The sequence below is a fragment of the Halosolutus gelatinilyticus genome, assembly GCF_023028105.1.
GTDB lineage: Archaea > Halobacteriota > Halobacteria > Halobacteriales > Natrialbaceae > Halosolutus > Halosolutus gelatinilyticus.
Genome location: NZ_CP095491.1, coordinates 1,868,394 through 1,895,104, shown reverse-complemented (window position 1 = coordinate 1,895,104; position 26,711 = coordinate 1,868,394). Strand labels below are relative to the sequence as shown.

The following is a 26,711-nucleotide window of genomic DNA, read 5'->3' as shown; positions in this document are numbered from 1 at the left end:
AATGGAGAATGGTGTATGGCCATATCGGCCATAGAAGACGCAACTATTTCGAACTCAGTGGCCTGAAAATCACAACCCAATTATCCAGAATTCGGCGTTGTACGGCCATATCACGCCAGAATTGGATTGGAAGGTCTCTAGAGTTTATTTATCCCCGATGGATGAGGGCAATCGGATGAGAATGAACGAGACACGCGCTTTGACGAAGCATTATGCGAATCTCGCCACAGTGCAGGGAGAGGCATATAGGTTGCATCGAATCGTTGTCGAGAAGATTATTATTTTATCAGATAGACAATGAAAACAGATACGGCATTAGCATCTGTTGTGATCGTGACCGCCCTCGCCGTCTGTACCGGACTGACGATGACGTGTGCTCTCTGTGTCCAGCCCCGACAGTTTCGACGAACCATCGGTGAACTCGATCGTCGACTTCTGGATGTCGCGCCTTATCTCGGCGCTGCGGCGCTGTTCTTCCTGCTGAAGCGAGCAACGCATAAGTACAGTCTGGAGATCTCGTATGCGCTTGACTGGGACATTACCGACGAACTCTACGCCGTCGAAGGCGAGCTCGTCGCCTCCCTTCAGGACATCGTCCCCGAGGCTACGCTAGGTTTCTTCTCGGCGATGTACATGTTCGGGTTCCCGTTCCTCCTGGTGACCGCACCGATCCTCTATTTCCTGTGGTCGTCCCAGCGCCACCTCAAGGAGTTGCTCATCGCGTACCTCTTCAATTACCTGCTCGGTTCGATCTGTTACACGTTGTTTATCGCGTACGGACCCCGCAACCACCTGTCGACCGTCGATGGCTTGATGTACTCCTTCTATCCGGAGACCCAGGAACTCACGTCGGCGGTCTCTGCGAACACGGACGTGTTCCCGTCGCTTCACACGTCGCTGTCGATCGTCGTCTTGCTGTTTGCTTGGCGGTCGCGCCGGGAGTCCCCACGGTGGTTCCCGATTGCATCGTTGGTGGTCACCTGTGTCGTCTTCTCGACGATGTACCTCGGCATTCACTGGTTACTCGATGTCGTGGCGGGCGTCGTGCTCGCGGTCGGATCCGTCTTCGCGGCCGAATGGATCGTCGCACGCGTGGAAGGCGATGCTGACCGGGTTGCTTCGTAGGATCGGTAGACGAGGCTCAATTTCGGCGTTTTCACTAACTCCACCGCCGGCCGAAAACCGACACACTGCGGTTGATTCTACAGATATCTAACCGTTCGGCGAAGATTGTAGACGGCGCACTTGAGTACCATCTCTCGGAACTCAAGGTGCCAGCTTCGTGCACGCACGGCGGAGCCGAGCGTGCGCTTGATCGACGAGAAGACGGTTTCTACCATCCATCGGCGATTGTACCAGAGTCTGCTCATCCGAGCGTTGTGAGCGAGGTCGAGAGATGAGTAGATCCGGTGTTTGATCAGCGGACGCACACCGTCTTCGCGGAGTTCATCACGGAACGGTTTCCCGTCGTAGCCACGGTCAGCAGCTAGTGAACGCAGGTCCTCGGCGTTGCGCCGAGCGACCTGCGGACCCATCTTGGCGTCGTGTTTCTTTGTGGTCGTGCAGTGAACATCGAAGATGTACAGCGTTTTCACGTCCACGAGGGCGGTGACTTTAGCGACCGAACGCGGTAGTGCGATCGCTGAGCGTAGTGGCGTGAAGGCTGATCACGGTCGAAGCCAGTTGCGTCGATTGCGGCGTGACCAGAGCGTTTCTCGGCGCATCAGCCGAGAAACGCTCGGTAGGTCTTCATCGGGATTTTCTCGAACCAATCACGCAACACCGTGTAATGGGGAAGTCGTGTGAGACCGAGTTCTTCAAGAATGCCGGGTATCTCGCTCAGGGGTTGAACAACAGTTCTAATTAATCTCGGCGCTGAGTAGGCCGAGTTCACTTTTATTGTAAGTGTAGCCGATGTATAGAAGACCCTGAGTTTCTAAATATATGATATTTTTATTGAGTTACTGAAATAAGACAGCAGGCTTGATGCCACTACTGCAGGCGACATTTCGGCGGTACGCGACTACACGTGAACTCATTGAATTCGATAGGAGTCTGTGACCTGCGTTCTTATTTATTATTTCTAGAACTCCAAAACGCCGAATCTGCGTGAAATTAGTTAGTTTACCGAAGTGAGTGGTTATCTTTGGTGTCTTAGCAGGCCCTCTTTTCGATTGAGATCCGTATCTGGAAACGGGTGTACGTCCATATCGCCTGTAAAGCATGCAACTCTCTCGAACTCAGCGGTTTGATTGGTGGAAACTAATTCCGCCGAATTTGGCGGTGTATGGCGGTATCAAGCCGGTATTGGATACAAAGGTCTCTATGGTTTATTTGCTCCCAGAAGAGAAAGGCACTCGAATGAGCATGATCGAAACGCACGGTCTGACGAAGCAGTATGGAAAATTCCCTGAATTATTATATTTCAAAAAAATTTAATATGAGTCGTCTCAGGCGTTTTGCCGGCCCAAAATTAACCCAGGGTAGCCTACTGCACATTGTATTTCGATTGTATCGACTCGTTGTCGAGAGGAGCAGGATATTCTCGGACCGACAATGAAATTAATCGCTGACCGTGGATTCGCGGAAATCTTTCCTGAGAACACACAAACTGCGTTTCAAAACGCACCCGAGCACGCTGATATGATCGAATTTGACCTCCGTCGATGTCGAAGTGGGGAAATTGTGGTTATCCATGATGGAATTTTGGATGCTGTTACTGACGCAAGTGGCCGAGTAGATAGCTTTTCGGCCACAGAGCTGGCGAATCTCAACGCCCTTAAATCCGGGCAGGGACCTCCGACGCTCGATAGCGTTCTTGATACCATTCCGTCGAGTGTCGGTCTCAACCTTGAGCTTAAAGAATATGGCTTAGCGGAAGATGTTGTGAAAGCGATTCGGGACAGAGAAGCCCATATCGTGATCTCGTCGGCAAATAAGGAGATTCTCCGAGAGGTAAGGGTGGTTGATCCGGACATCCCAACCGCACTCATCTTTGCAATAAATCCAGAGAAAAATCTCAAAACCGCGGAGGAATTGGGTTGCACTCACATTCAACCCCATTGGGTTATCTGTCTATCCACGGGTCTCATTGAGCGAGCACACAAGAAGAAGATGAAAACGTTCGTGTGGACGATAAATACTGACGTTGGGGCACAAATCCTTCGGAAATCCGGTGCTGACGGCGTGATTGCTGACCGTCCAGTGTCCGTTGGCCAGCTATCCTCGTATTCCTCACAAGAAGGAACAAAATTTGACCACTACTCCGTTCAGAAGATCGGCATCTCACTACTTCCAATCGCACTCAGTAGCATTACGTATCCGTTTGTTCTGGTCAGCTCTTGTCTCTCCCTCATCACCCAGAATTTTGGAACGATCCCACTCAATGCCACCGATAGCGGACGTGCAGGCCGTCTTATCACGCAAAGCAGTTCAACGGTGAAACGAAAGCTATCGGTCCTTCTGTGGAAAGGGAAAGCAGTAGCTATACGGAGTGATGGCCAATGGCGGGGAGTATTATATCTGACTAGTGTTCGCCGATTCTACTCCTCGATATTCAGCCGAGGAACGGTCCCTATTCAGTTTACAGGATCCGAGCCGGCGACCAAAGTGAACAAGCTCTGGAACAAGGCTCAGAACGGCGTTTTGTCAGTATATGCAGCAGTGACCGACAAGCTCCACAACGTTTCCCTGAGCAGATCAACCGTTATTGGTTGGTGGAGGCAATGAAGGTATTTGCTTCCACACTGAGTCGAGCGCAGAAGTCTGCAATTCTCGGTGGGGTTGTTGTCGCTGCCATCGCAATATATCTGCTCACCTATCAGTTTCTACCCGGCTTATTAGACACAACAAGACTCCTCCAATGGATCGATAGCTTCGGCATCTTTGCCCCGGTCATATTCGTTCTAATCCAGACTGCTCAAGTTATTTTTGCACCAATTCCCGGCCAGTTGCTAGCGTTGTCTGGCGGGTACCTCTTCGGACCAGTTTATGGCACAATCTATAGCTTACTCGGTGTCACAGTTGGGAGCAGTATCGCGTTCCTCCTCACAAAGCGGTATGGTCGGCCTCTCGTCGAACGAGTCCTCCATGAGGATGTGATAGCTGGTTTTGACGGGTTCATTGATCGAGTAGGACTCCCAGGCTTCATCGCCTTCATTATCATCCCTGGACTCCCGGACGACGCAGTGTGTTTCCTCGCCGGTCTCACCAAGTGGCGGCTCCGAACATTCATATTTGCCATTATCATCGGCCGCTTCCCCGCGTACGTTCTTACCGTCTACGCTGGTGGCGAATTGGCAAGTGGTCGATTTGTTGTGGGTGTCGTCCTCATCAGCGTCTTAGTAGTGCTTTCGGCCGTTGGTTATTTTAAACAACAGGAGATACAGAATTGGGTCTATCGCCTAGAGGAACGCATACGGTTTTGATCCGTGCAATAGTATCAATTATACTATTATAAGCGCCTTCGATGCTTTGAGGGTGGGGCCTGTTCGTGAACTCGGCCTCAAATCCATCAGGGTAGGCAGTAAATCCGCTCCTCGGCTTCAGCGTTCCAGACTTTAGGGCGAGCTGACTGTCACCCATCCGCCGAGACGACTGTTGGCCTCGACGGACGTACCGCAGACCGATGTTCTTCGCCGCACTGTAGTCCGCATTCGCTTCCGACCCACACTTCACGCACCGGAAGTCGTTGCGCGACGAGCGATTCTCGTCTGCCGTAAATCCGCACTTGGAACACCGCTTCGACGTGTACGCCGACTCGACTTGCATCACCGAGATACCGACGGCTTCGGCTTTGTACTCGACGTATTCGTAGAGCGTTCGGAACGCCCACTTGTGACCCCACGACGCACCGGTTCGGTCGCGGATATGGGTAGGTTCTCGAACGCGATTACCTACCCTTTTGGCCCTCAAGTCCTCAGATATCAGATCTACAAATCATCCCACGCCTTCCGCATTTGCTTTCCCGGATCCCTGATCAGGCTTTTGAATCCCTCTCTCACTACTGCTGCCGGATTTCGCCGAAACCTCACAAGAACTGGGATGATGTTATATTTCAATATTTTCAATGACGTAATAATAAACCATCCCACTGTGCATATGACGAAAGGGATACCAAATAGTGGTAACAGCGGGTCGAGATTTATCGCCGCTCCTTCGGCAATATACTCATCGGACAATTCAAGGATTGCGTAAGGAATGAAAAAAACAATGGCTAGTTTTCCCAGCCTGCTTGCCCGTTTATCCCAGGGACCCTCTTCAAACCGTTCTTCAACGTCGGCTTCTGCCTGACTGCGAATCTCTGCCGTTGTCTGAAGTTCAATCTGATCGATGGTAGCAGCATTCGTTGTGTCGGAGTCGTCTTCAATCTGGGCGCGAACCTCCTTGATCAGTTCCGCACGGTCGATATCGTTGAGTTCCCGGAGTCGCCCAACGACAATGGTAGTAGACGCGAGTATCGTCAAGAGTTCGTCATCCGACAGTTCGTCGAGCGCCATCTCGAACTGCCGGTCTGGATAGTCGGCAAGCAGTTGGAAATCCAAGAGACCCGATCTTACCCGTTCTCGAATTCGTTGTTGGTCCCGGCGTTTTTTCTCCTCATCGAGATCAGCAAAATCATCCCGTATTCTATTTCGCTGGGTTTTCGTGAGTAGTGAAGCCGACTTCCCCGCCATACTACACGGATACAGGGTATAGAGAGTTACTCTTTTCGGTTGAGGGCTGTATCTGGAATGTAGGTGTATCTCCCATACCGCCCGTATATCACGTAGCTACTCCGAACTCAGCGGTTTGGCTTCCGAAAATCAATTCACCAGAATTTAGCTGTATATGGCCGTACAAGGGTGGTATTGGATACAAAGGTCTGCACGCTTTATTTACATCAGAAGAGAAGGGTACCCGGATGAGCATTGATCGAAACACAGAGTCTGGCTCGGGTCCCTCAAACGATCGCCTACGAGGACTATTATGAGTGACCATCCAAACGTCGTATTTCTGGTTCTGAATACACTTCAACGGGACCGAGTTCCGCTCTACAACGATGACGTGACTTTCACCGAAAACCTCGAAGCGCTCGGCTCAGAGAGCGTGGTCTTCACTGACGCGGTCGCCCAAGCTCCGTGGCCCCTTCCTTCTCACGCGTCAATGTTCACCGGAACGTATCCCTGGGAACACGGAGCAACCCAACAGTCACCAATATTCGAATCGGCCACCGTTACACCCGTTGGGCGCGTCGCCGACGCAGGGTACCAAACAACTGGGTTCTCCCCGAATCCGTGGGTCTCGTCCTTTACTGGCCTTACAACCGGGTTCGACACTTGGGATGATTTCCTTACGCCAAGACGCTTCTCTCTTCCGGAGTTCGTAGCAAGCTCGCGAATTCTCGAATGGTGGTCAAATCAACGCTTTGAACGGCTCAAAGGCACCCTCACCGATCTCGCGGACTCGCTCTTCGAGGCTTGGTCCCGGTATCAGGATACCGACGCGGCTCAATCCAAGTGGGTCGTTGAGCAAGTACAGGCGTTCCTCGAAGATAGGAATCGTTTTTGCCCGTTTTTCCTCTATATAATTCTGCTCGACATCCACAAACCGTACTATCTGTCGGATCCATACCGCCAGCGTCACGCCCCGGATGTTGCCTCTCAGGAAGAATGTCAGATCACATTCCAGTACTTGAAGGCCGATATAACAGCTGACTTCGAGAGTTACACCGCGGGCGCCCCCGTCGCCAAGGACGGATATGGATTCCTTGACCTCGCCACTAGACAACTGCCGGCCACCCATCGGGACAGGTACTACAAACAGTTTCGCTACGTCGTCAATGAGTTCTGGCGCGTGGTCAGGGCGAAGTCGGAGTCAGAGCCTGCTAGTGCGACTTCAGCGGTGCGTCGGGAACTGGGGAGGAAACGAAGCCGGATCGAACGCTTGTGCGCTCGTTCCCGACCGACGAGAACTGCGAACGCGATTCGGTTGACTTCAAGGATCCCGTTGAAAACCGCCTTGCGAAATTTGACTATCTGTAGTGTCTGCATTAACGAAGGGGTCATTTCCGTGAGTGATCTGTGTTTGCAGAGAGTCGAAAATCGCTCGCTAACAGGTCTCGGAGGTGGATGCGTCTCGTGCAGCGCCGCCAAATAGTCGCGGGCTTTGTCGGCGCTGGCATTGTCCTCGCGGGACTGCTCTGGCAAACTGATTTGGAAGCGGTCCTCTCGGCGCTGAGCCAGGCGAACCCCCTGTGGACGGTGGTACTGTTCATGTTTGCGTGCCTATGGATCTTTGCATGGGGATTAACGCTCAGAACGGTCCTTAGCACCCTAGACGTGGGAATCTCCATAGGGAATTCAGGGATTGTCTACAGCGCGGTTGTGTTCGCGAACAACGTAACCCCGTTTGGGCAAGCCGGCGGCGAACCGGTCTCGGCGCTGACTATCTCAAGCGTAACCGATACCCAATATGAAAAGGGGCTCGCCGGTATTGCGACTGTTGACGTGTTGAACGTAGTCTCCTCGCTTGTGCTTGTATTCTTTGGGTTCGGTGTCTACGCGAGTTCGTTCACGCTGGTACCTCGCGTACGTTCGATCGTCGGTACGGGCCTCGGTGTCGCTGTAGTTATCATAGCTACGTTTGTGGTGGTATGGCGATACCGATCACGGCTCGTGGATCCAGTCGTGGGCGCGCTCGCAGGGATCGTAGCCAGTATTGGCGGGAGACTACCTGGGTCGGCATCCGTCACGAAGACCGATGTCACTGCTCGGATTGACGGATTCTTCGACCACCTCAAGAATATTAACGCTGACCGAAGCACGCTCGCAGTGGCGCTCGTGTTGTCAATGTCTGGATGGGTTCTCCAAAGTGTTGCACTTGCCGCCGCATTCAGGGCCATAGGCCCGGACATCTCGATTGCTGTTCTATTGTTCGTCATTCCGCTTGCCAACCTCGCAGGGTTTACCCCCGTCCCTGGTGGTCTTGGTGCCATTGAGGCCGCATTCGTCGCGCTGCTTGTCCCGACAACCGGCATTGATGCACCGACGGTGACTGCGAGTGTTCTACTGTTTCGGGCCGCAATCTACTGGATGCCTGTCTTGGTCGGTGGCACCTTCACGGCGGTTCAGGTAGGTGGGACGCTCGAATAACTACACGCTAGATACGCCGCGATCTTCACGATTTCGGTCACGAAATCACGTCTAATCGGTTAATTATGAGTATACTATCCATACAATCTGTTATTCAGCAACCTAGTCGACAGAGCCGTCGCACTCCTCGCCGGTCGCTCCTCTGGCTTCGACCTCACGGCAAGAGTCGTTACCGACTGGCGGCGAGACAGCCTTCCACAGCGCTGGGAAGTTTGTGAGGAGGATCAGCAAGGGGAACTAACGGTGCGACGCTGTGAGAGGTCACGCATCAGCCACTTCGTTAATGAAGGTCTCGTCCAACTGCTGTTTCAACACCCGGAGGTTTGCCGCCGCTTCGGCGCTGACGAGCTCTGTGAGCTGGTCGATGGTAATTTCGTCATCGTAGCAAGCGGCCGCAATCTCTTGGGTAACCGTGTCTTCGTCGGTCATCGGTCGCGCAGTTGATCGCGAGCGGCCGCGAACCGAACAGGATCTGTGTCGCCAGATGCAGCCATCTTGTTTGCTGACTGAAGCTGCGAGTCAATAAGGCGATTCTGCTGGCGTGACCACTCCTCATCGTCGTGCGTTCGAACGTACTCGGCCCAGCGCTTGATCATCGCACGCCGTTGCTCCGTGTTCCGGCGTTGATCGTCCTCAAACTCCTGTGAGTTCAGCATAGTAGTCCTCCACTCCAAGTTTGTTAACGTACGTTTCGAGTTGCTCCTTCCAGAACGATCGCTGGTAGGACACACCGACTTTCGGATGCGCGATCGAGCGGTTGTTGTCCAAGCTCACCGCCTGCTGCGCGTAGTAGTGTTTCACTTCCTTTGGTAACTCGTGTGATGGAAACGCCTCACGGACACGTCGTGGGCCGAGAGTCGCCGTGTGATAGTATCCGGGACGATCTCGATGTTCATCGCTGTCGTACTGAACGAGTTTGCGTCGCCCTGTACGGTCGTTCTCGAGCAGGTGGCCCAGTTGGGCAATTGTCCCATCGCGTGCATGCACTGGGCCACTCTCGTTCTCGATCAATTGCACCCGCACCCACCTCCTGACAGACCGTCACTATCGCAAATAAGGAAGATGTAGAGACGGTTCCACCGGTATCGTTCTTTATACACCCTGGTTTAACCAAAACGCAGGAAGCCAGACCGGTGTTTGAACCCGGACTCCATTCTTACCTTACCAAGACTGTGCGAAACGACTATACGCTAATACTACAATTTAGCTCCTAGCGAACCGCACGACAACGCCGACCCCCGTTCACCAATTGAACGGACTCTAAACGGCGCATCGGTCGCCGTTTAAATACACCCCGACGCCGCCCCTTGGATTTGAACCATCCAGAATTCGGATGGGCCCTGACGGATTCGAACCATCGACCACTCGGTTATGAGCCGAGCGCTCTAACCAGACTGAGCTAAGGGCCCTCCAGTCGGGAGGAATCGCGCGTCCTAATTAACGTTTGCTGTCCGGTCCGCGCCGGAGAAAACTGGGATCGATCGCTACGCGGTAAGTGCTTCGAGTTCCTCGGCGCTCAGTTCCTCCTCCAGTTCGTCTTCGCTGTGGGATTCGAGGACCTCCTCGCGTTCTTCGGCGTCGAGGTCGGTGACGGATTCGAAGTGGTGGCACATAGCACTCGACGCTACGCGCGTGCCGTCAATAAAGGCTGGTTCAGGCGATCCGACTGGTACCGATCCTGCCGATCGAACTCGAACGGCGCCAAGGACCGAAATCCGAGCGCAGGGTTCGTTATTCCTCCTCGTAATCCGCGAGCGTGTGGTCGTTCGACCCAGCATGGTGGCGCGTCGCAAGACCCGCGAGGTGCGGCGCCTCGGGGACGATGAGTTCCTCGCAGGCGGTCCGACAGGCGCCCGTGCTTCCGGGCAGACAGAAGACCGGCGTGTCGACCGCGATCCCGGCCGTCGCGCGCGAGGCCATCGCGCGAGTACCGATCTCGTCCCACGAAAGCGATCGGAACAGCTCGCCGAAGCCGGGGAGATCGCGTTCGAACAGCGACGAGGTGGCCTCGGGTGAGACGTCGTCTGCGGTGACACCCGTTCCGCCCGTGGTGACGACAACGTCGATATTCCGGCGAGCGACGAGGCCCCGAACCGCGGTCCGGATCGACGAGTAGTCGTCCCGGACCAGGAGGCGTTCGCGAACCTCGTGGCTCTCGGCCTCGAAACACTCCTGAACCGTGTCCCCGCCGGGGTCGTCCGGATCTTCTGCGGCGGCGCGGGAGCTCGAAACGGTCACGATCCCGACGTACAGCGGGTCGATGACGTCGTGGCCGTGGTGATCGGTGCTCCGTCGATCGTCATCCTCGGTTGCCATGTGGATACGTCGACCTCGGAGGGCGATAATAGCTCCCCCGAATCCGCCCGTTCTTGCGGCAGGGGTGCGGTTTCAGTCTTCCGACGAGGACGACTTCCGATCGGCGTCTGCACCGCCGTCAGAGCCGCCGGTATCGGTCGAAACGATGATCGTCTCGCCCATTCTCGCCGGCGCTCGATTGGCGAACGTCGACCAGTCGGCGTCCATCTCGGCGTCGGTGAGCAGACAGCCGTCGAGCCGAGATTTCAGTGCGGCCACGTCGAGGTTCCGGCCGATCAGCGCCAGTCGGACCTCGCGATCGCCCCACTCCTCGTCCCACGAAAGATCGGGCTGTCCCTCACGGTACAACTGTTGGCGCTGTTCGGGGAAGCTGGCGATCCACCGCCCCGTCACTTCGAGCGTCGTCTCCGAGCCGGCGTAGCTAATCGTGATAGCCTGTTTCTCGCGGCCGGCGATCCAGCACAGTCCCTTCGCGCGCACGAGTTTGGCCGGGAGGTCGGCGAGCAACTCCTCGAAGCGTTCGGGGTGGAGCGGACGCCTGCGGTGGTAGGTTTCGACCTGGAACCCGTACCGATCCTGCGGAGTGGGGTGTGCGTGATCGCCGTGATGATCGTGGTCATCGTGGTGATCGTGTCCGTGAGCGCCGTGGTTGTGCTCGTTGTCGTCCCGATCGATCTCGCTGCGATCGTCGTGACGACCGTCTTCGCTGCCGCTCCGATCGGCGGCCTCGATCGCCCGTTTCCAGCCCGCCGACTCGCTCGCGGCCTCGAGATCGAACCGATCGCTCTCCAGGATCGTCCCGGGATCGATCGCGCCGTACTCGGTCGTCGCGATCTCGGCGCGGGGCTGAAGCGTCTCGAGCAGGGCGACGACGCGATCGCGTTCGTCTGCGTCGACGAGATCGCACTTGTTCACGACCAGCAGATCGCAGAACTCCACCTGCTCGAGTAGCAGATCCGCGATCGGGCGCGCGCCGGTTTCGTCCGGCCCCTCGCGGATCGGCGCGTCCGCCGCCTCGGCAAACGTGTCGTAGAAGCGCCGCGCGTCGACGACCGTGACGACCGCGTCGAGGTCGTACGGTCCGCCCGCGGGTCCGCGGACGAACTGCCGGGCGATCGGCTCTGGTTCGCCGACGCCGGAGGCTTCGACGACGAGGGCGTCGAAGTCGTGTTCCTTCCACAGTCGAACGACCGATCGGGAGAGTTCGCTCCCGAGGCTACAGCAGATACAGCCGTTCTCGAGGGCGACGACTTCCTCGCCGGTGTCGAAGTCGGTTCGAGCTTCCACGAGGTCGGCGTCCACATTGATCGCACCGACGTCGTTGACCAGGACCGCGATGTCGCGGTCGGTCGATTCGAGCAGGCCCGACAGCAGGGTCGTCTTGCCGGCGCCGAGTTCGCCACAGAGGATCGTGACCGGAACTGCCATTACTCGTTCGCGAGCGCGAGTTCACGTCGCTCTTCCGGTTCGAAGGGATCGGCGTAGGCGTCCCAGTCCTCGTCCATCTCGGCGTCGGCGAGCAGACACTCGTCGAGCCGGTCGATCAATCGCTCGCCGTCGAACTTGCGACCGATGAACACGAGTCGGGTCAGGCGATCGCCCCACTCGTCGTCCCAGTCGTCCTCGAGACCGGGGCGGGCGGCGAAGAACTGCTGCCGTTCGGCTTCGGGAAGCGTCGCGAGCCACTTGCCCGACGATCCCGCCCGGACGGACGTGCCGGCCTTGTCGACGCCCATCGCGACGTCCTCTCGGCCGGCGCTCCAGAAGAATCCCTTCGCGCGAATCAGTTCGTCCGTGAGATCCGAGAGGACGGCGGCGATCCGCTCGGGGTGAAACGGACGGCGCCGTTCGTAGACGAACGACGCGACGCCGTGTTCCTCCTGCGGATCGTGGTGGTGCTCGTGCTGGAGTTCGTGTTTCCAGCCGGCGGAATTCTGTGCGCGCGAGAAATCGAAGCGATCGGTATCGAGGATCGCCTCGGGACCGACGTCGCCGAACTCGGTTCGGACGATCTCTGCCCGCGGCTGGAGTCGCTCGAGGACGGCCTCGATCTCCTCGAGCGCGTCGTCGGGCACGAGATCGCACTTGTTCACCAGGAGGACGTCGCAGAACTCGATCTGGTCGAGCAGGACCGCCTCCGGAACGCGCTCCGCATCCCCGGAGATCTCGTCTCCGGTCAACGCCGCGCCGGAGTCGAACGACTCCCAGAAGCTGTGGGCGTTGACGACCGTCACCATCGTGTCCAGTCGGTAGGTGTCGGTCGGATCGAAGTCGGCGTCCTCGAAGCCCATCGCGAAGGTCTGTGCGACGGGAATCGATTCCGAGATCCCCGACGATTCGACCAGCAGGTAGTCGAACTCGCGCCTGTCGGCGAGTCGACCGACTTCCTCCAGCATGTCGCCGCACAGGCGACAGCAGATGCAGCCGTTCGATAGCTCGATGACCTCCTCCTCGCCGCCGAGGTCGGACTGCTGCGTGACGTGTTCGGCGTCGACGTTCACCTCGCCCATGTCGTTGACGACGACGGCGACGTCGAGCCCGTGGTCGTCGGTCAGCACGCGATTCAGTACGGTAGTCTTTCCGGCACCGAGACTGCCGCTCAGGACGGTGACGGGGATTCGATCGTCGGTCACACCTCGGTTGTGAATCCCATATGAGGTTTTAATAATATTAATTATTACGGTTTGATTGGATCTCAAATAACAATGGCTATTATTTTGCAATTCAGAATTCATATATGGCCGTCGTCAGTGTTTCGATGCCCGACGCCCTCCTCGAGCAACTCGACGCGCTCGCGAAGGAGTACGAGTACACCGGTCGCAGCGAGGTCGTTCGCGAAGCGGCCCGATCGCTGCTCGCCGAGTTCGACGCCGAATCCCTCGAGGACAGCACCGTCGCGGGGATCGTCAGCGTTCGCTACCCCTTTGGCACGCGGAGCGTCGAGCGGCGTCTCACGGAACTTCGACACGATCACGACGCGGGAATCGTCTCGAACGACCACAGCCACGTCGACGACTACTGCCTAGAGGTGTTCGTCCTAGAGAGCGACCCGGCGGGCGTGTCGGCGTTCGTCAGCCGGTGTCGATCGATCGCTGACGTCGATCGCGTCGACTACTCACTGGTTCCACTAGACGGCGTCGAACGCCTGCAGGAGACGTAGCTACGGCCGCCGAAGGTCGTCGAGTCGATCGTCGAGGAGGTACTCCTCGCACCAGTTGATCCCCGCTCGTTGCTCAGTTTTCGGCGTTCGAAACCGGAGTGCCATCGTTTCGGTCGCAGCATCGGAAACTGGGACGAGATACTCGTCATCGTTGATCGGATCGTACACCGCGAAGTACTCCGCACAACCATCGTACTCCGTCCGATCGGACCCGCTCCCACGACGACGCGTACTCACCGTTTCGAACGCGACGGCCCCCTCATTCTTTCGATAGGCGGTCTTGCACTGAATTCTATGAAGTCGCCCGCCCACTTCGACGACCAGATCGTACGGTTCGGTATCGTAGGTGGGGACGAGAACGGGAACGTCGCGGACGGCAAACGCCGATTGGACGATCGCTTCCGTCGCCTGTCCGCGTTTCTGTGGTTGTTCGAGATCTTCGTAGCAGGCCGTTCGATCGGGCATGCATGGATTCGCCGCGGTATCGAATATAAACTACAGGGGCGGACCACCGTGAAGAGATACGTCAGAAGGCGGCTATTCGCTGCGCTCACCGACAGCGTCGTAGTACTGGCCTCGGGTGACCGTGTACCGGTGGAGATCAGCGACCGCGTCACCCATCGGCACCCAGTTTCGAAGTACCCCGTCGTACTGGCCGCCGTGAGCCTCGATGTACGTCTCGATCGCCCGTTTCGACTTCTCGTTGCCGTCGTTGTGGCCGGCGGTGACGAGTTCGAGGTCGAGGCGCTCGAAGGCGAGTCCCATCAGAGCCGCCGCCCGTTCGCCCGAGTAGCCGCGTCCCCAGAACGGTTTCCGCAGGATCAGTCCGAGTTGACCGGTCCGTCGCTCCCACTGACAGGTCAACCCCGTTATTCCGGCCAGTTCCCCCGCGCCGCCTTCACCCGCTCTGGGACGGACGACGTATTCGGCACCCTCCCTCTCGGCCCAGCGTTCCTCTGCATTCGCGATCTGTTCACGCGCGTCCATCACCGTCTGATACGGGGTCTGTGGGACGTACTCGAACACCTCGTCGAGGCCGTCGCCGTGTCGATCGGCGAAACAGTCGTACAACTCGAAGACGTCCGCGTTCTCGTGACAGAGCCGTTCGAGTCGAAGTCGATCGGTTTCGATTCGCTCCGGAAACATGTGTCACCGTTCCAACCGGTCGTGCAAATAGTTACCTGTGGTGTGCGACAGCCTCTCAAATGACGAGGGTCTCGTCGGTCAAACCCGGCAGTATTGACACGAACGACGAAGAAGCGCCGAAGCCAGGACTCGAACCTGGGACAACCTCGTTAACAGCGAGGTGCTCTACCATCTGAGCTACTTCGGCTCATCTTCACGTAGTGGGGAGTATTTGATAGGGCTTTCGTTTTCACCGTCCCGTGCCCGTGTTCGACACACTTTCACGCGCCGCACGAATACTTCTCACCAATGAGTGACGAGGACGCCGATCGCGACGACGGCGAGTCGGAGGCCCCGGACGCCGACTTCGAGGACGTCGTCGCCGCGGTTCGCGATCGAATCGACCCCGACGAGGAAGAGCACCGAGAACTCCGGGACGTCGCCGATCGACTGCTCGACCGCGCGGAGGTGGCAGCGACCGAGCGCTGTCCCGAGGCCGACGTGCTCCAGGTCGGTTCGACGGCCAGGGACACCTGGATCAGCGGCGACCGCGACATCGACGTCTTCGTCCGGTTTCCGCCGGACCTCGATCGGGAGACCCTCGAACGGTACGGGCTCGAGGTCGGCCACGAGACCCTCCCCGAAGGCCACGAAGAGTACGCTGAACATCCCTACGTGAAGGGGACCGTCGACGGGTTCGACGTCGACGTCGTCCCCTGTTTCCGACTCGAGTCGGCCACCGAGATCCGATCGGCGGTCGATCGGACGCCGTTTCACGCGCGATACCTCGAACGGCGCCTCGACGACGACCTCGCAGCCGACGTGCGACTCGCGAAACAGTTTCTGAAAGGCATCGGCGCCTACGGAAGCGACCTCCGGACGCGGGGATTTAGCGGCTACCTGACGGAGCTGCTCGTCCTCGAGTACGGCGGCTTTCGGCCGCTGTTCGAGGCGGCGGCCGACTGGCACCCGCCGGTCGAACTCGATCCCGAAGACCACGGACGGGCGCGCGAGACGGCGAAGCCGTCTCGGAATGAGGAGGTCGGCAACGCTGACCTCCCGTTCGACGATCCACTTGTCGTCATCGATCCGACCGACCCAGAGCGCAACGTCGCGGCAGTCTGCGACGCCGAAAACGTCGCCCGGCTGCAACACTACGCCCGCGAATTCCTCGCAGCGCCCGCCGCCGCGTACTTCGAACCCGCCGATCCCGACCCGCTCGACGAACCCGCGCTGCTCGAACACGTGGGGCGCCGGGGTACCACGCCCGTCGCGATCCGGTTCGACGCTCCCGACCTCGTCGACGACCAGCTTTACCCCCAGCTTCGCAAGTCGCTCGCCGGCGTCACCGGCGGGCTCGACGACCGCGGCTTCGACGTCTTCCGCGCGACGACGTTCGCAGACGACATCGCCGTTCTGTTCGTCGAACTCGCCGTCGCCGAGCGACCCGCCGTCGAACGCCACGAGGGGCCGCCGGTTCGCGTTCGCGGCCACGCGGAGGGGTTCTACGATGCATACGCCGACGATCCGAACGCTTACGGTCCGTTCATCGACGACGATCGGTACGTCACCGAGCGCGAACGCGAATTCACCACTGCACGCGCGTTCCTGGAGAGCGATCGACTGTTCGACGTCGCCCTCGGCACGCACGTCGAAACCGCACTGAAGGAGGAATACGAGGCGCTGATCGGCGAGGACGTGACCGCGTTGTTGCCGGAGTTCGGGACGGCCCTCGCGACGTACTTCGATCCCGAACCGTAGTCACCCGTCGAGGTCGACGTCAAGCCCGTGTTCGTCGACGACCGACTCGATGGTCGCTCTGGCGTCCCCGTCGGACGCGGAATCGGGTTCGAGTGGCTCGCGCCCGTCGAACGTCTCGTGGACGAGGGCGACGCTGTCGGCGAGCACGTCCAGCCCATAGCCGCCTTCGAGGACGATCGCGAGAGCGGCGTCCGTTTCGTCGGCCGTGGTTCGGAGCCGATCGGTCAGCAACGCGTAGGCTTCCGTCGAGAGTCGAATCCGCGAGATCGGATCGTGTTTGTGCGCATCGAACCCCGCGCTGACTAACAGGAGATCGGGATCGTATGCCCGGAGCGCGCTATCGATCGGCCCCTCGAACGCGGCGAGGTAGTCCGCGTCGTCGCTGCCGGCCGGCATCGGGAGGTTCATCGTCGTCCCCTCGCCCTCGCCGGTTCCCGTCTCGTCGATATCGCCGGTGCCAGGGTAGAGCCCCTGCTCGTGTATCGAGATGAAGAACACGTCCCCCCTGTCGTAGAAGATGTCCTGTGTGCCGTTCCCGTGGTGGACGTCCCAGTCGACGATCGCGACCCGATCGACGTCGAACTCGTCGTGATCCAGGGCGTACTGGGCGGCGACCGCGACGTTGTTGACGAAGCAAAAGCCCATCGCGTCGTCCTCGATCGCGTGGTGGCCCGGCGGTCGGCCGATCGAAAACGGGGTTTCTCGGCCGTCCGCGCCGTCCAGCGCCGCCTCGGCGGCCCAGCACGCGAGCCCGGTACTCTTGCAGGCCGCGTCCCACGTCGCTTCGACGGCGCTGGTGTCCGGGTCCCAGCTCCCGCCGCCGTCGGCACAAAACTCCCGCACCGACTCGAGGTAGTCGCGGTCGTGGACGGTCGCCAGCCGATCGATGTCGCAGGGATCGGCGTCGATGTACTCGACGCCGTGTTTCCGCTTCAACCCCTCTCGAATCGCCCGCAATCGGTCCGGTGCCTCGGGGTGGCGCGCGCCGGGATCGTGTGCGAGACAGTCCTCGCTGTAGCCGAATTGCATCTCACTCGAACAGCGAGAAGTACGTCTCGATGTCGTCGTCCGTGATCGTTCGCCGATCGGCGTGGTGTGCAAGGGTCGCCGCCGCCCGGGCGACGTTGTCCGCGTAATCCTCGAGGATGTCGGCGAGGGCGACGCGGGCATCCATCGAGACGCGATACCGGTCGTCGATCTCGAGGCGCGCGATCCGATCGACCGGGGCGACCGGTAGCTCGAGATCGTCCTTGTCGACGACCTGTTTGACCTCGAAGTCCGCCGCCATCAGCGTCTTTCGCCCGTCGGCGGTCGCTCGATCGGCGGCGCCGATCGCCAGCTCGCTCCCGTGGTCCTGAATTCGTTTCGCGAGCTCCTCCGACGCGTCGGCACTCACCCGAAGATCGCCCGCGTTCCGCCGGATGATCGTGTCAACCGGGGCGAACGGGAGTTCGACGTTCATATCATGATAGGCGAAGCTGACTCCCTTAACGCTTTTCCTAACCGCTCGATCGCGGTGCTCGCCGCCTCAGAACACGTCGTTCGCGTCGAGGCGACCGTCGCGGACGACGCCGCGTGCGGTCACTTCCTCGCCGAGGCCGACGTCGGTGTCGGTCGAGACGCTCATCGTCGTCTCCCCGTCGTCCAGGACGACCGGGTCCCCGGCCTGGACGACGACGCCGGTGAACTCGATCTCCTCGCCGTCGTCGGGAGCGTCCGTTCCACCATCGCCCCCATCGTCGGCGTTGGTCGACGGCTCCGTCGTTCCACTGGGATCCCCGTCGCCGTCGGAACCGCCGCCGCTATCGGAGAACGCGGCGAGCCCGCCGCTCGGCTCGCCCTCGCTGGATCCCTCGGTCCTATCGCCGCCGGTCGAATCGCCCTCCAGAACGGTGACCGTCGACCGCCATCCCGCCGACGCCTCGAGGTCGTCCTGCCAACCGTCCTGGATCTCGACGTCGGCCAGCGCGACCTCGTCGCCCGGCCCGACGTCGACGTCGGCCTTCTCGCCCCAGAGCGCGACGCGGATGTCGCCCGTCGCGTCCTGGACGCGGATGTTCCTGACCTGTCCCTCGGAGCCGTCGTCGCGGTCGAACGTGCGCTTGGGATCGGCGGAGCGAACGACGCCCGCGACGTCGACCGTCTGACCGATCTCCAGGGCCTCGATCGGGGTGCTCTCGGGAACGTACTCGACGTCCTCGTCGACCTCTTCGATCGCGCCGCGGTTGCCGACGTGGAGTTCCAGGGTTCCGTCGCGCTCGCGGACGTAGCCGTCGACGACCTCGACGGTCGAACCCGCGTCGAGTTCGTCGGCTCGATCGGCCTTTTCGTCCCAGAGGGTGACGCGCACGCGGCCGGTCGAGTCGCCGAGCGTGAGGTTCGACACTTTTCCCTCGGAGCCGTCGTCGCGATCGAACGTGCGGACGGCGTCGGTATCGAGCACGAGTCCGACGAGGTTGACGTTCGAGAGTCCCAGCGAGAGGTCCTCGACGGTGTGGGTGTCCGAGAGCTGAACGTCGATCTCGGTGTCCGCGTCGGGTTCGACATCGTCGACGCTAACCTCGACGCCGCTGTAACCCTCCTTCGGCCGGCCCTTGATTCGTAACACGTCGCCCGCTTCGAGTTCTTCGACCGCGGCCTCGGCGTGTTCGTCCCAGAACGCCGCTCGAATCGACCCGGTTTCGTCCGCGACCTCGACGTTGACGACGCGGCCGTCCTCGTCCTCGCCGTCGCGTTCGAACGTCCGGAGTTCGCCGATGCTCGTCACTTTGGCGACGAACTTCGCTTCCTCCATGCCGGGTTCGACGTCGGCGACCCCGCCGACCTCGCTCTCGCCGAGTTCGTGCGCGACGAGCATCGCGGCCGTCTCTTCGTCAGCGAGCCCCCCCATCTGCTCGACTTTGGCCTCGACCGCCTCGCGAAACTCCTCGAGAGAAACGTCGGCGTCGAGGTCTTCGTACACGCCCTCGATGTCGCTCATTCTTATGCTCGTGCATGCGTAGCCCGCGCATAAGCGTTGTCCATTCCGCCCGCCTGGAGCCGCTGTCGATCGATTCCGAAACGCCCTGACGGCGGGACGACGCGGTTCGCGTTCGAACTCATATTTCTCCTGGCTCCGCGCCCGTATATAAAATCTCGGCGTCTCGAGCCGCGGCGACCGATCCGCTCCCGATCGCAGGGGAACGAATACGACGACGTCCGGTCCTCGACGACGTCCTCCGCACCGGCGATCGCGGCGTGTGGGATATCGGTTCGTCTCCAACGTCGCGAAGAACGGAACTCGCTCGAGAGCGGTTCTCACGGGGAAAATTCGCAGGCGGCGGCCCGATCGCTTTCGAAAGGGCTTTAATGGTCACCCGGCTACGTTGAGTTGAGTCCTGATAGGGTAGTGGACTATCCTCTTGGCTTGCGGAGCCAGGGACCGGAGTTCAAATCTCCGTCAGGACGCTCACTCCTTGCGAGTGCTTCACGTTGTTCAGCGCTCGCTGCGTCGTTCGGTCCTGACGTGCCCAACGCTCGCATCCGCTCGCGTTGGACTCCGTCAGGACGCTTTTCACGCGGACAACGAGTCGATCGAACCGAGTACACAGGCGACAAAACGGCCCATAGCGTCCCCACTCCGGACAATTGAAACTGGGTGAGAGGAGTAAGCCCCCTTCTGTTCGTCCCGGCATTCGGCTGAGCGTCCGCGCCGTCCGCGGCGAGGCCGCGGGGCGTTCGGGCTACCACGGCGCGGACTTGCACCGGTGAGGGTTCGCCGTTCCATCGGTCCTCGGCCGTCTGTGTGCGGTCGGTCACGCCGAGTGCGTTCGACGGCTCGCGCCGTCTCACATCCGCGGTTCTCGTGCCGAAGGCACTCCGAACCGCGCTCGTAACCCGTGGGTTCGAACCACATGTTGCGACCACACGCTCTCTGCGGGTTAGCTCCCCTTCCTCTCGGTCGGGTTCGCTCGCGTCATCGATCGGGCCGAGACGTGTCGTTTCTGTTCCAGAGCCAGCGGTCTCCCGCTCCGGACTTGCGTCCGGTCACCTGCCCGAACAGGTGGGGGGACTTTCCTCGCGAGCGTGGGGCGCCCCGAAGGGACGGTCCACGGTATGCGATCGCACCGTTGCCGGTACGATCGTCGCGGCGGCCGGGCTCTCTCTCCCACATATCGTACGACCGTGACGCGAATAAGTCCCTCGGTCGCGACCGTAGCGGGGGTTCGAACCGAATGGAAGCGTTTTAGGAGAACTATTCCCATGTACATCTGTATGTCCCAGCGACAGGGCGTCGACCTCTCCTACGAGGACGGAGCGCGCGCGGTCGAACTCGCGCGCGAGGCCGTCGAATCTTACGTACGACACGGACAGCGAGAACAACCGGGCAGCATGCGCGAGGCCTTCTACGAGCGAACCGGTGCGTTCGTTCGACTGGAATCGACCCGCGGACGCGGGAGCCTCCGCGGCTGCGCCGGCGGCTACCGATCGGGCGAGCAACTCGGTCACGTGATCGTCGACGCGGCGATCGAAGCCGCGAGCGAGGATTCGTGTGGCTCCGAGGTCAGCCCCTCCGAGCTCCCCAACCTCACCGTCTCCGTGTGTGCGGTCAAGAACGTCCTCTTGACCGACGATCCGGTGGTGGATCTCGAACTCGGCATCCACGGCGTCGCCGTCGACGGCGGCGGCAAGAGCGGCTGGCTCTACCCGACCGTCCCCGTCGAAAACAACTGGAGCGCACACGAGTACCTCGATCGAACCTGTCGAAAGGCGGGACTGCCGCCGACCGCCTGGCAGAACGACGACGTCGTCGTGACGCTGTTCGAGGGGCAGGTGTTCCGCGAGCGGGCGGGCGACGGCAGCATCGAACAGGTCTAGCGCGACGGCGCGAGCGTCGGCTTACACCCGTCGCGACCGGCCGAGAGGCGCACCTGGGACGATTTCATGACCGTCGATCGTCGCGACGACGGTCGCGGTCGACGATACGAGTCGCCGATGGATACGAATCGGCCGCTCGGGTTATCTCCCACTCACGACGTCCCCGACGGAACGTTCGCTACACCGTTAGGTTCTCCTCCGGGAACGGACGGAACAACCGTACCCGGCTGGAAACCGCTCTTCGGAAGGATTACTCCTCGAAACCGCCGAACCCGACTACCTCCGCGTCCGCGAGACAACGATCGCTCGCCGCGTCGAGATCGAACTCGCGGACGACGTCGCCGTCGCGGACGAGCGGTTCGAGCAGCGCCTCGCCGTCCGCCGGCCCGTCCCGATCGGCCAGCGCGACGTGGTGGCCGCCGTCGGGGGTGCGGTAGACCTCCTTGACGCCCGAGAGCTTGCCGCGCTTCGAGATCGGCTCGCCGTCGTCGCCGGACTGCGTCCGGCTGCTCGAGGGATCGGACGATCCCTCGCTGATCTCGACGATGTCGAGGCTGAAGTCGATCGGGTCGCGGTTGGTGACGTAACTGCCGACGCCGAAGCCGTCGGCGACGTCCCGCAGCTCGCGGAGCCGATCGGGGTCGAGGCCGCCGCTGCAGAAGATGTCGACGTCCTCGTAGCCGCGCGCGTCGAGTTCCCAGCGCACCTCGCGGACGATGTGCCGGAAGTCGCCCCGGCGCGACCCCGTCGTGTCGATGCGGACGCCGTCTAAATCGTCACCCAGCGTCTCGGCGGCGAGCAGGCTCTCGCTTTTCTCGTCCCAGAACGTGTCGACGAGGGCGATCCGCGGCGTTTCCTCGGGAACGGCCTCGTCGAACGCCCGCCACGCGTCGGCCTGGTTTCCCTCGCCGAAACAGAACATGAGCGCGTGGGGCATCGTCCCGCTCGCCTCACGACCGAGGATCTCGCCTGCCGCGACGTGGGAGATGCCGTCGAGGCCGGCCAGCAGCGAGGAGCGCTCGACGATCGACGAGATCGACGGGTGAACGTGGCGCGCGCCGAACGAGAGCACGAGCGAGTCGGGCGCGGCCAGCCGGGCCTCCAGCGCGGCGGTCGCGAAGCCGCTCGCCTGGGACAACAGCCCGAGCAGCGACGTCTCGAGTTCGGCGAACTCGAGGTACGGGCCCTCGATCCGCACCACGGGACCGCCGTCGAACAGTTGGCCGTCCGGAAGCGCGTCGACGTCGACGTCGCGACCCTCGAACAGCGTCGCGACGTCCTCGACGCCGGTCAGGACCTGAAAGTCGCCGGTCGGGAACTGATCCGACGTTACCTCGGCGACAACGTGCGGGTTCTTCCCCGCGTGTTCGAGCGTCGATCGGGTGCGTTCGAAGTAAGCGTCGGTCGCGGATCCCTCGAGAATAGCGTCTGGCGGAACGGTTCCGAACGGGTTCGACATACCAGCAGTTTCCGATCGGAGGCAAAAAAGCTGCCCGTCTGCGGCGGCCGGTGCCGTCGATCCGGTTTTCGGGGATACCGAGCTACCCGGCGGAATCCCGCTAGCGATCGGCTACTGGCGGTTCGAGTCTGTGGACCTGAGCTGACCGCTATCCTCCGTCCTCGAACTCGCCGTCTCCGTGGGCGGATTCGAGTTTCGCGTCGAGGAAGGCGTCGAGCGCCTCGAACAGCAACACCAGGCTCAGCCAGAGCGCGATCAGGAGCGCGATGGCCTGGGTAACGGCGAACCAGGGCGGCCCGGGAAACAGCACGCTCGAGAGAGCGAATGAAGCGAACGTTACGAGGACGACCGCCGCGACGATCCGAACAGACAGCCAGGTCGCGAGTCGAACGGTCGATCCGGTGGAGTTCGGGCGGAACGCCGGCATACCGCTCCATCTCGGGACCGAGACGTGTTTCTTTCGGTTCGCACGTGAGTGATCATTGAGGGGCTGCTCGGCGGTCGTCTCGCCAGCCGGTGGCGATCAGGCGCCGATGGGCGCCGGTCCGGGTGACGACGAGGCGACAGTCGCGGGGGACGCGACCGCTGGCGTCGACGAAATGGACGCGTCGGCGTCGGCTTCGGCGCGGATCTCGTCGAGATCGTCCACCGTCGGGGCGCCGACGATCGTGACGGTATCGCCCGCGACGGTTACGCGGTAGGCGCCGGTGAAGGACTCGTCCTCGGCGATGCGGTAGATGCCGTCGTCGACTCGCTCCGCGCCGTTGTTCCCGAGTAACTCGCGGTACGCGTCGGCGAACTCGTCCGCGTCCGCCGTACTCTCCCACCGGAGGCGCCAGACGTGGCCCGTCCGATCGCCGTCCGCGTACGCCTGGAAGGCGTCGCCGGCCCAGCCGTCCGTGTACGAGTGGGAGTAGTTGTACGGCGAGAGGTCGGCCTCGCCGCCGACGATCGACGCGGGGTCGACGACCTCGTTGTCGACAAGGGTCGCGAACAGGGTCGCCTCGCCGATCGTCTCGGTCTGGACCTCGCCGCCGTCGTCCGTGATGGGGTCCCACTCGTCGGTCGATCGGTCCTCGATCTCGACGTCGACCGGTCGAGTATCGGGGTACCGTTCGGGGTGGATCAGTTGCGCCGTACTCGCGGGCCGCTCGTCGTGGGCTCGATCGACCCCGCGCCAGCCGTCGGCCTCGCGGAGGTGCGAGACGAACGTCGGCCCCTCGGAGTACGGCGCGTAGATCGAGAGGAAGAGCCCGACGTTGAACCGCCGATCGTCGGGCGCCGACACCGGGCGGTCGCGGTCGGGCAGACACTGCCACGTCCCGCCGCAGCGCCGGTCGTACAGCCGCGCCAGGAACTCCGCCTCGCCCTCGATGATCCCCAGTTCGGCACGGCGCTCGTCGATCGTCTCGCCGTCGCGGCCGAGTCCGAAGTGCTGGTCCTGGAGGGCGTGGGCCAGTTCGTGGGCCAGCACCCGGCGATCGATCCGTATCTCGTCGGGGTCGTCGGTAACGATGACGATCCGATCGTTCGCGTAGTAGCCCTGGACCGCGTCGCCGTAAAGGTCGTCCAGCGCGCGGTTCGGGTCCGCCCCTTCGTCGACGACGAACGCGCCGCGCCACAGCTCGTCGTCGAACCGCGAGGCCGGGTTGCTCTCGCCGCGGCGCTCGCGGTACTCCGCCCTGTCGATCACCTCGAGCTCCACGTCGCGCTCGTACTTGAGCCCGCGAAGGACCTCGATTCGGGCCATCGAACGGTACTTGACCGCCTCGAGCTGGCGTTCGGTGAGGCCGTCGCTCGCGTCGAACGCGAACTCGTCGTCGTGCGCGTAGTCGTCGACGGCGCCCAGTTCGCGATCGGTATCGAACTGTCCCGAACTCCCGGGAAGCGCACACCCCGACAGCACTACCAGCGCGACGGCCGCGAACAGTCTGGCCCGGCCCATTCGGTCTCCTTTCGAACGACGAATCCTAAGCTTCGTCGATCATGACCGTCGCGACCGCAATCGGCGCGATCGGATCGCGAGCGTCCCGGTCGAGAGCGAGAGGATCGCGACGGGGAGGCCGAATCCGGGGATCGACTCGCTGGATTCCGCGCCGCCGTCGCCGTCACCCGCCGTATCCCCGCCCTCGGCGCTCGCCGCGCCGGAGAATTCGAGCGTGTCCTCGCCCTCGGGTGCGGCGCCCGCCTCGATACCGTCGAGCGCGTCCACGGACGGCGCGCGGACGATCGTCACCGTCTCGTTGTCGACGTTGACGTAGTAGGCGCCGGGGTAGTCGTCGTCGATCTTGAACGTGTCCTGGCGGCCGTCGACGGGTTCGGCACCGTGGATGGCGAGCAGTCGGAGGTAGCCGTCGACGAACTCGTCGGCGTCCTCGGACGAGTTCCACTCGGTCCGCCACACGTAGCCGGCGTCGTCCGCCGCGGCGGTCGGATCGTCGATCTCGTCGACGTCGTCGGCGACGTACGTCACCAGTTCGTCGCCCGCCCAGCCGTCCGTGTACGACTGATCGTAGTCGATCTCGTCGACGTAGCCCTGCGCGTCGAGGTTGAGGAACGAGCCGCGATCGATTACCGATGGCTGGGACGGATCGATCGCGGTCCCGGCGAACATCGCGACCATCGCGGCCTCGCCGACCGTCTCGCTCGCGGGTTCGCCGTCGATCTCGAGTTGCCGCCACCCGTCGCTCGATCGGTCCTCGACGTCGATCGCGGCCGGGTCGCGATCCTCGCCGGGCCGGATCACTTCGGCCGTGCTGGCCGGCGGGTCGTCGTAGGCGTCGTTGACGGCCGCCCAGCCGCCCCGCTCGCGAAGGGTCTCGACGTAGTTGGGGCCGTCGTCGTACGGCTGAAAGACCGCGAAGTACATCCCCCAGTTGACCTCGGGGGGAACCGCCGGCTGTCCCTCGGGGAGCGTACACTCCCACTCGCCCTCGCAGCGCTTCTGGTACTCGGTTTCGACGGTGACGGCGTCACCCTCGACGAGCCCGTTCGTCGCGGCGTCGCGATCGATCGTCTCGCGGTCGAAACTCGTCAGGTTGAAGTGCTGGTCCTGGAGGGCGTGGACCAGCTCGTGGCCGAGGACGACTTCGTTCAGCTCGGGCTCGTCCGGGGTGTTCGAGACGATAACGATCCGATCGGTCTCGGGTTCGTAGTAGCCGTCGACCGCGCCGCCGTACAGCGTCTCCATGCCGCCGATCGCGCTCGAAGAGCGGTTGACCATAAACAGCGCCTCGTAGTTGACGTTCTCCTGAAGGCGTTCGGCCCCGCTCAGGTTGGCGACGACGTCGTGCTCGGACTCGAACTCGTCGCGGGAGACGACCTCGACCGGCACGTCGTCTTGGAAGGTCAACCCCCGGATCACCTCGACCCGGGCCATGGACCGGTAGACGACCGCCTCGAGCTCGTCGTCGTCAAGGCTGGCGTTGTCGCGGTCGTCGACGGGCAACTCGTCGTCGTACCAGTAGCCCTCGACGTAGCCGATCGTCTCTTCGGTCGAGGGATCGGGATCTCGCTCCTGTTCCTGCTCCTGGACGGCGCCAGCGGCGGCCAAGTCGGCCGAGGACCCGGCCTGCCGGGCCGTATCGACCGACGACGACTGCGGGCCGTCGGAGACCGGAGCGGTGCCGACCGCCGAAAGCGGAACCGCGAACAGTGACAGGACGACGAGGAGGGCGAGCAGCGGTGGGCGCGTCGATCTCATGGACGGGGATAGCGATCGGTACGGAGGCGACTGCAAAAAGCCCGGTGATCCGATCGGGGCGGCGTGTTCGAGTACCAGTGTGCGATAATTCCCGGTAACCGCCAAGTCGTCGCTTGAAACGCCACGAAAACCCCACCCGTGACGGCTGATCGGGCTGCCACTGCGGGTGGGACTGAAAGGGGCTGCCGGCATCCGGGA

22 protein-coding genes, 3 tRNA genes, 1 other RNA gene and 4 pseudogenes are annotated in these 26,711 nt (G+C 61.3%); 9 read left to right on the top strand and 21 right to left on the bottom strand.

What is annotated here, in order from left to right; genetic code table 11:
- Positions 1-297: 297 nt before the first annotated feature.
- Positions 298-1,125: a phosphatase PAP2 family protein gene (locus MUH00_RS09410; protein WP_247003833.1), complete on the top strand. Its 828-nt coding sequence runs from the start codon at positions 298-300 to the stop codon at positions 1,123-1,125.
- 77 nt (positions 1,126-1,202) lie between these two features.
- Here MUH00_RS09410 and MUH00_RS09405 read toward each other — a convergent pair.
- Positions 1,203-1,846, bottom strand: a pseudogene (locus MUH00_RS09405) (IS5 family transposase); the annotation flags it as partial.
- Positions 1,847-2,556: 710 nt separating this feature from the next.
- Here MUH00_RS09405 and MUH00_RS09400 point away from each other — a divergent pair.
- Together MUH00_RS09400 and MUH00_RS09395 are read left to right on the top strand one after the other, a co-directional pair.
- Positions 2,557-3,729 carry a glycerophosphodiester phosphodiesterase gene (locus tag MUH00_RS09400; RefSeq protein WP_247003831.1) on the top strand — a complete coding sequence of 391 codons (1,173 nt, stop codon included), beginning with the start codon at positions 2,557-2,559 and terminating at the stop codon, positions 3,727-3,729.
- Positions 3,726-4,427 (top strand): TVP38/TMEM64 family protein, encoded by a 702-nt coding sequence (locus tag MUH00_RS09395; RefSeq protein ID WP_247003939.1) that lies wholly within the window; start codon positions 3,726-3,728, stop codon positions 4,425-4,427. The genes MUH00_RS09400 and MUH00_RS09395 overlap by 4 nt, the downstream gene beginning before the upstream one ends.
- Here MUH00_RS09395 and MUH00_RS09390 read toward each other — a convergent pair.
- Together MUH00_RS09390 and MUH00_RS09385 are read right to left on the bottom strand one after the other, a co-directional pair.
- Positions 4,369-4,875 (bottom strand): annotated as a pseudogene (locus MUH00_RS09390) (zinc ribbon domain-containing protein); the annotation flags it as partial. The gene MUH00_RS09395 and the pseudogene MUH00_RS09390 sit on opposite strands and share 59 nt — an antisense overlap.
- A 56-nt stretch (positions 4,876-4,931) precedes the next feature.
- Positions 4,932-5,675 carry a hypothetical protein gene (locus tag MUH00_RS09385; RefSeq protein WP_247003830.1) on the bottom strand — a complete coding sequence of 248 codons (744 nt, stop codon included), beginning with the start codon at positions 5,673-5,675 and terminating at the stop codon, positions 4,932-4,934.
- Positions 5,676-5,967: 292 nt separating this feature from the next.
- Between MUH00_RS09385 and MUH00_RS23195 the strand changes: the two genes are divergently transcribed.
- Together MUH00_RS23195 and MUH00_RS09375 are read left to right on the top strand one after the other, a co-directional pair.
- Positions 5,968-7,137 carry a sulfatase-like hydrolase/transferase gene (locus MUH00_RS23195; RefSeq protein ID WP_425603050.1) on the top strand — a complete coding sequence of 390 codons (1,170 nt, stop codon included), beginning with the start codon at positions 5,968-5,970 and terminating at the stop codon, positions 7,135-7,137.
- Positions 7,119-8,132 (top strand): lysylphosphatidylglycerol synthase transmembrane domain-containing protein, encoded by a 1,014-nt coding sequence (locus tag MUH00_RS09375; RefSeq protein ID WP_247003826.1) that lies wholly within the window; start codon positions 7,119-7,121, stop codon positions 8,130-8,132. Before MUH00_RS23195 ends, MUH00_RS09375 begins: the two co-directional genes overlap by 19 nt.
- Positions 8,133-8,393: 261 nt before the next feature.
- Here the strand turns inward: MUH00_RS09375 and MUH00_RS23190 are convergent.
- The 7 genes and pseudogenes from MUH00_RS23190 to MUH00_RS09345 form a co-directional block, all read right to left on the bottom strand.
- Positions 8,394-8,728 (bottom strand): annotated as a pseudogene (locus MUH00_RS23190) (DUF8150 family protein).
- A 97-nt stretch (positions 8,729-8,825) separates the two neighbouring features.
- Positions 8,826-9,149: pseudogene (locus tag MUH00_RS09365) on the bottom strand (DUF7845 domain-containing protein); the annotation flags it as partial.
- Positions 9,150-9,466: 317 nt separating this feature from the next.
- Positions 9,467-9,541 (bottom strand) — tRNA-Ile (locus MUH00_RS09360).
- A gap of 75 nt (positions 9,542-9,616) precedes the next feature.
- Entirely contained in the window at positions 9,617-9,745 is a 129-nt protein-coding gene (locus MUH00_RS22855; protein WP_256464813.1) for a hypothetical protein, read from the bottom strand.
- A gap of 118 nt (positions 9,746-9,863) precedes the next feature.
- Positions 9,864-10,448 carry a MogA/MoaB family molybdenum cofactor biosynthesis protein gene (locus MUH00_RS09355; RefSeq protein WP_247003824.1) on the bottom strand — a complete coding sequence of 195 codons (585 nt, stop codon included), beginning with the start codon at positions 10,446-10,448 and terminating at the stop codon, positions 9,864-9,866.
- 72 nt (positions 10,449-10,520) lie between these two features.
- Positions 10,521-11,876, bottom strand: coding sequence for a CobW family GTP-binding protein (locus tag MUH00_RS09350; protein WP_247003823.1), 1,356 nt, complete (start codon positions 11,874-11,876; stop codon positions 10,521-10,523).
- Positions 11,876-13,081 (bottom strand): GTP-binding protein, encoded by a 1,206-nt coding sequence (locus MUH00_RS09345; protein WP_247003822.1) that lies wholly within the window; start codon positions 13,079-13,081, stop codon positions 11,876-11,878. Before MUH00_RS09345 ends, MUH00_RS09350 begins: the two co-directional genes overlap by 1 nt.
- 104 nt (positions 13,082-13,185) lie before the next feature.
- On the opposite strand from MUH00_RS09345, the gene MUH00_RS09340 reads away from it, so the two are divergent.
- On the top strand, positions 13,186-13,608 hold the full coding sequence (locus tag MUH00_RS09340; protein ID WP_247003821.1) for a CopG family ribbon-helix-helix protein: 423 nt from the start codon (positions 13,186-13,188) through the stop codon (positions 13,606-13,608).
- Here the strand turns inward: MUH00_RS09340 and MUH00_RS09335 are convergent, their stop codons facing one another.
- The 3 genes from MUH00_RS09335 to MUH00_RS09325 form a co-directional block, all read right to left on the bottom strand.
- A complete protein-coding gene (locus tag MUH00_RS09335; RefSeq protein WP_247003820.1) occupies positions 13,609-14,073 on the bottom strand; it encodes a group I intron-associated PD-(D/E)XK endonuclease in 465 nt (154 codons plus the stop codon).
- 72 nt (positions 14,074-14,145) lie between these two features.
- Positions 14,146-14,754 (bottom strand): GNAT family N-acetyltransferase, encoded by a 609-nt coding sequence (locus MUH00_RS09330; protein WP_247003819.1) that lies wholly within the window; start codon positions 14,752-14,754, stop codon positions 14,146-14,148.
- A gap of 114 nt (positions 14,755-14,868) precedes the next feature.
- Positions 14,869-14,941 (bottom strand) — tRNA-Asn (locus MUH00_RS09325).
- A 101-nt stretch (positions 14,942-15,042) separates the two neighbouring features.
- Here MUH00_RS09325 and cca point away from each other — a divergent pair.
- Positions 15,043-16,494 carry a CCA tRNA nucleotidyltransferase gene (cca, locus tag MUH00_RS09320; RefSeq protein ID WP_247003818.1) on the top strand — a complete coding sequence of 484 codons (1,452 nt, stop codon included), beginning with the start codon at positions 15,043-15,045 and terminating at the stop codon, positions 16,492-16,494.
- Here the strand turns inward: cca and MUH00_RS09315 are convergent, their stop codons facing one another.
- The 3 genes from MUH00_RS09315 to MUH00_RS09305 all read right to left on the bottom strand — a co-directional run bounded on the left by MUH00_RS09315 (position 16,495) and on the right by MUH00_RS09305 (position 19,474).
- Complete coding sequence (locus tag MUH00_RS09315) at positions 16,495-17,523, bottom strand: histone deacetylase family protein (RefSeq protein ID WP_247003817.1); 1,029 nt, start codon at positions 17,521-17,523, stop codon at positions 16,495-16,497.
- A 1-nt stretch (position 17,524) separates the two neighbouring features.
- On the bottom strand, positions 17,525-17,956 hold the full coding sequence (locus MUH00_RS09310) for a histone (protein ID WP_247003816.1): 432 nt from the start codon (positions 17,954-17,956) through the stop codon (positions 17,525-17,527).
- 66 nt (positions 17,957-18,022) lie between these two features.
- Positions 18,023-19,474, bottom strand: coding sequence for a single-stranded DNA binding protein (locus MUH00_RS09305; protein WP_247003815.1), 1,452 nt, complete (start codon positions 19,472-19,474; stop codon positions 18,023-18,025).
- A 394-nt stretch (positions 19,475-19,868) separates the two neighbouring features.
- Here MUH00_RS09305 and MUH00_RS09300 point away from each other — a divergent pair.
- A tRNA-Arg gene (locus MUH00_RS09300) sits at positions 19,869-19,941 on the top strand.
- A 188-nt stretch (positions 19,942-20,129) separates the two neighbouring features.
- Here the strand turns inward: MUH00_RS09300 and rnpB are convergent.
- An RNA gene (gene rnpB, locus MUH00_RS09295) (RNase P RNA component) lies at positions 20,130-20,643 on the bottom strand.
- 105 nt (positions 20,644-20,748) lie between these two features.
- Between rnpB and MUH00_RS09290 the strand changes: the two genes are divergently transcribed.
- A complete protein-coding gene (locus tag MUH00_RS09290; protein WP_247003814.1) occupies positions 20,749-21,351 on the top strand; it encodes a TIGR00296 family protein in 603 nt (200 codons plus the stop codon).
- A 250-nt stretch (positions 21,352-21,601) separates the two neighbouring features.
- Here the strand turns inward: MUH00_RS09290 and MUH00_RS09285 are convergent, their stop codons facing one another.
- The 4 genes from MUH00_RS09285 to MUH00_RS09270 all read right to left on the bottom strand — a co-directional run bounded on the left by MUH00_RS09285 (position 21,602) and on the right by MUH00_RS09270 (position 26,513).
- Positions 21,602-22,810 carry a nicotinate phosphoribosyltransferase gene (locus MUH00_RS09285; protein WP_247003813.1) on the bottom strand — a complete coding sequence of 403 codons (1,209 nt, stop codon included), beginning with the start codon at positions 22,808-22,810 and terminating at the stop codon, positions 21,602-21,604.
- A 148-nt stretch (positions 22,811-22,958) separates the two neighbouring features.
- On the bottom strand, positions 22,959-23,237 hold the full coding sequence (locus tag MUH00_RS09280) for a hypothetical protein (protein WP_247003812.1): 279 nt from the start codon (positions 23,235-23,237) through the stop codon (positions 22,959-22,961).
- Positions 23,238-23,333: 96 nt separating this feature from the next.
- A complete protein-coding gene (locus MUH00_RS09275) occupies positions 23,334-24,755 on the bottom strand; it encodes an Hvo_1808 family surface protein (RefSeq protein ID WP_247003811.1) in 1,422 nt (473 codons plus the stop codon).
- 39 nt (positions 24,756-24,794) lie between these two features.
- The gene (locus MUH00_RS09270) at positions 24,795-26,513 is read right to left on the bottom strand and encodes an Hvo_1808 family surface protein (RefSeq protein ID WP_247003810.1); all 1,719 of its coding nucleotides are present in this window, start codon (positions 26,511-26,513) and stop codon (positions 24,795-24,797) included.
- Between the last annotated feature and the right edge of the window lie 198 nt (positions 26,514-26,711).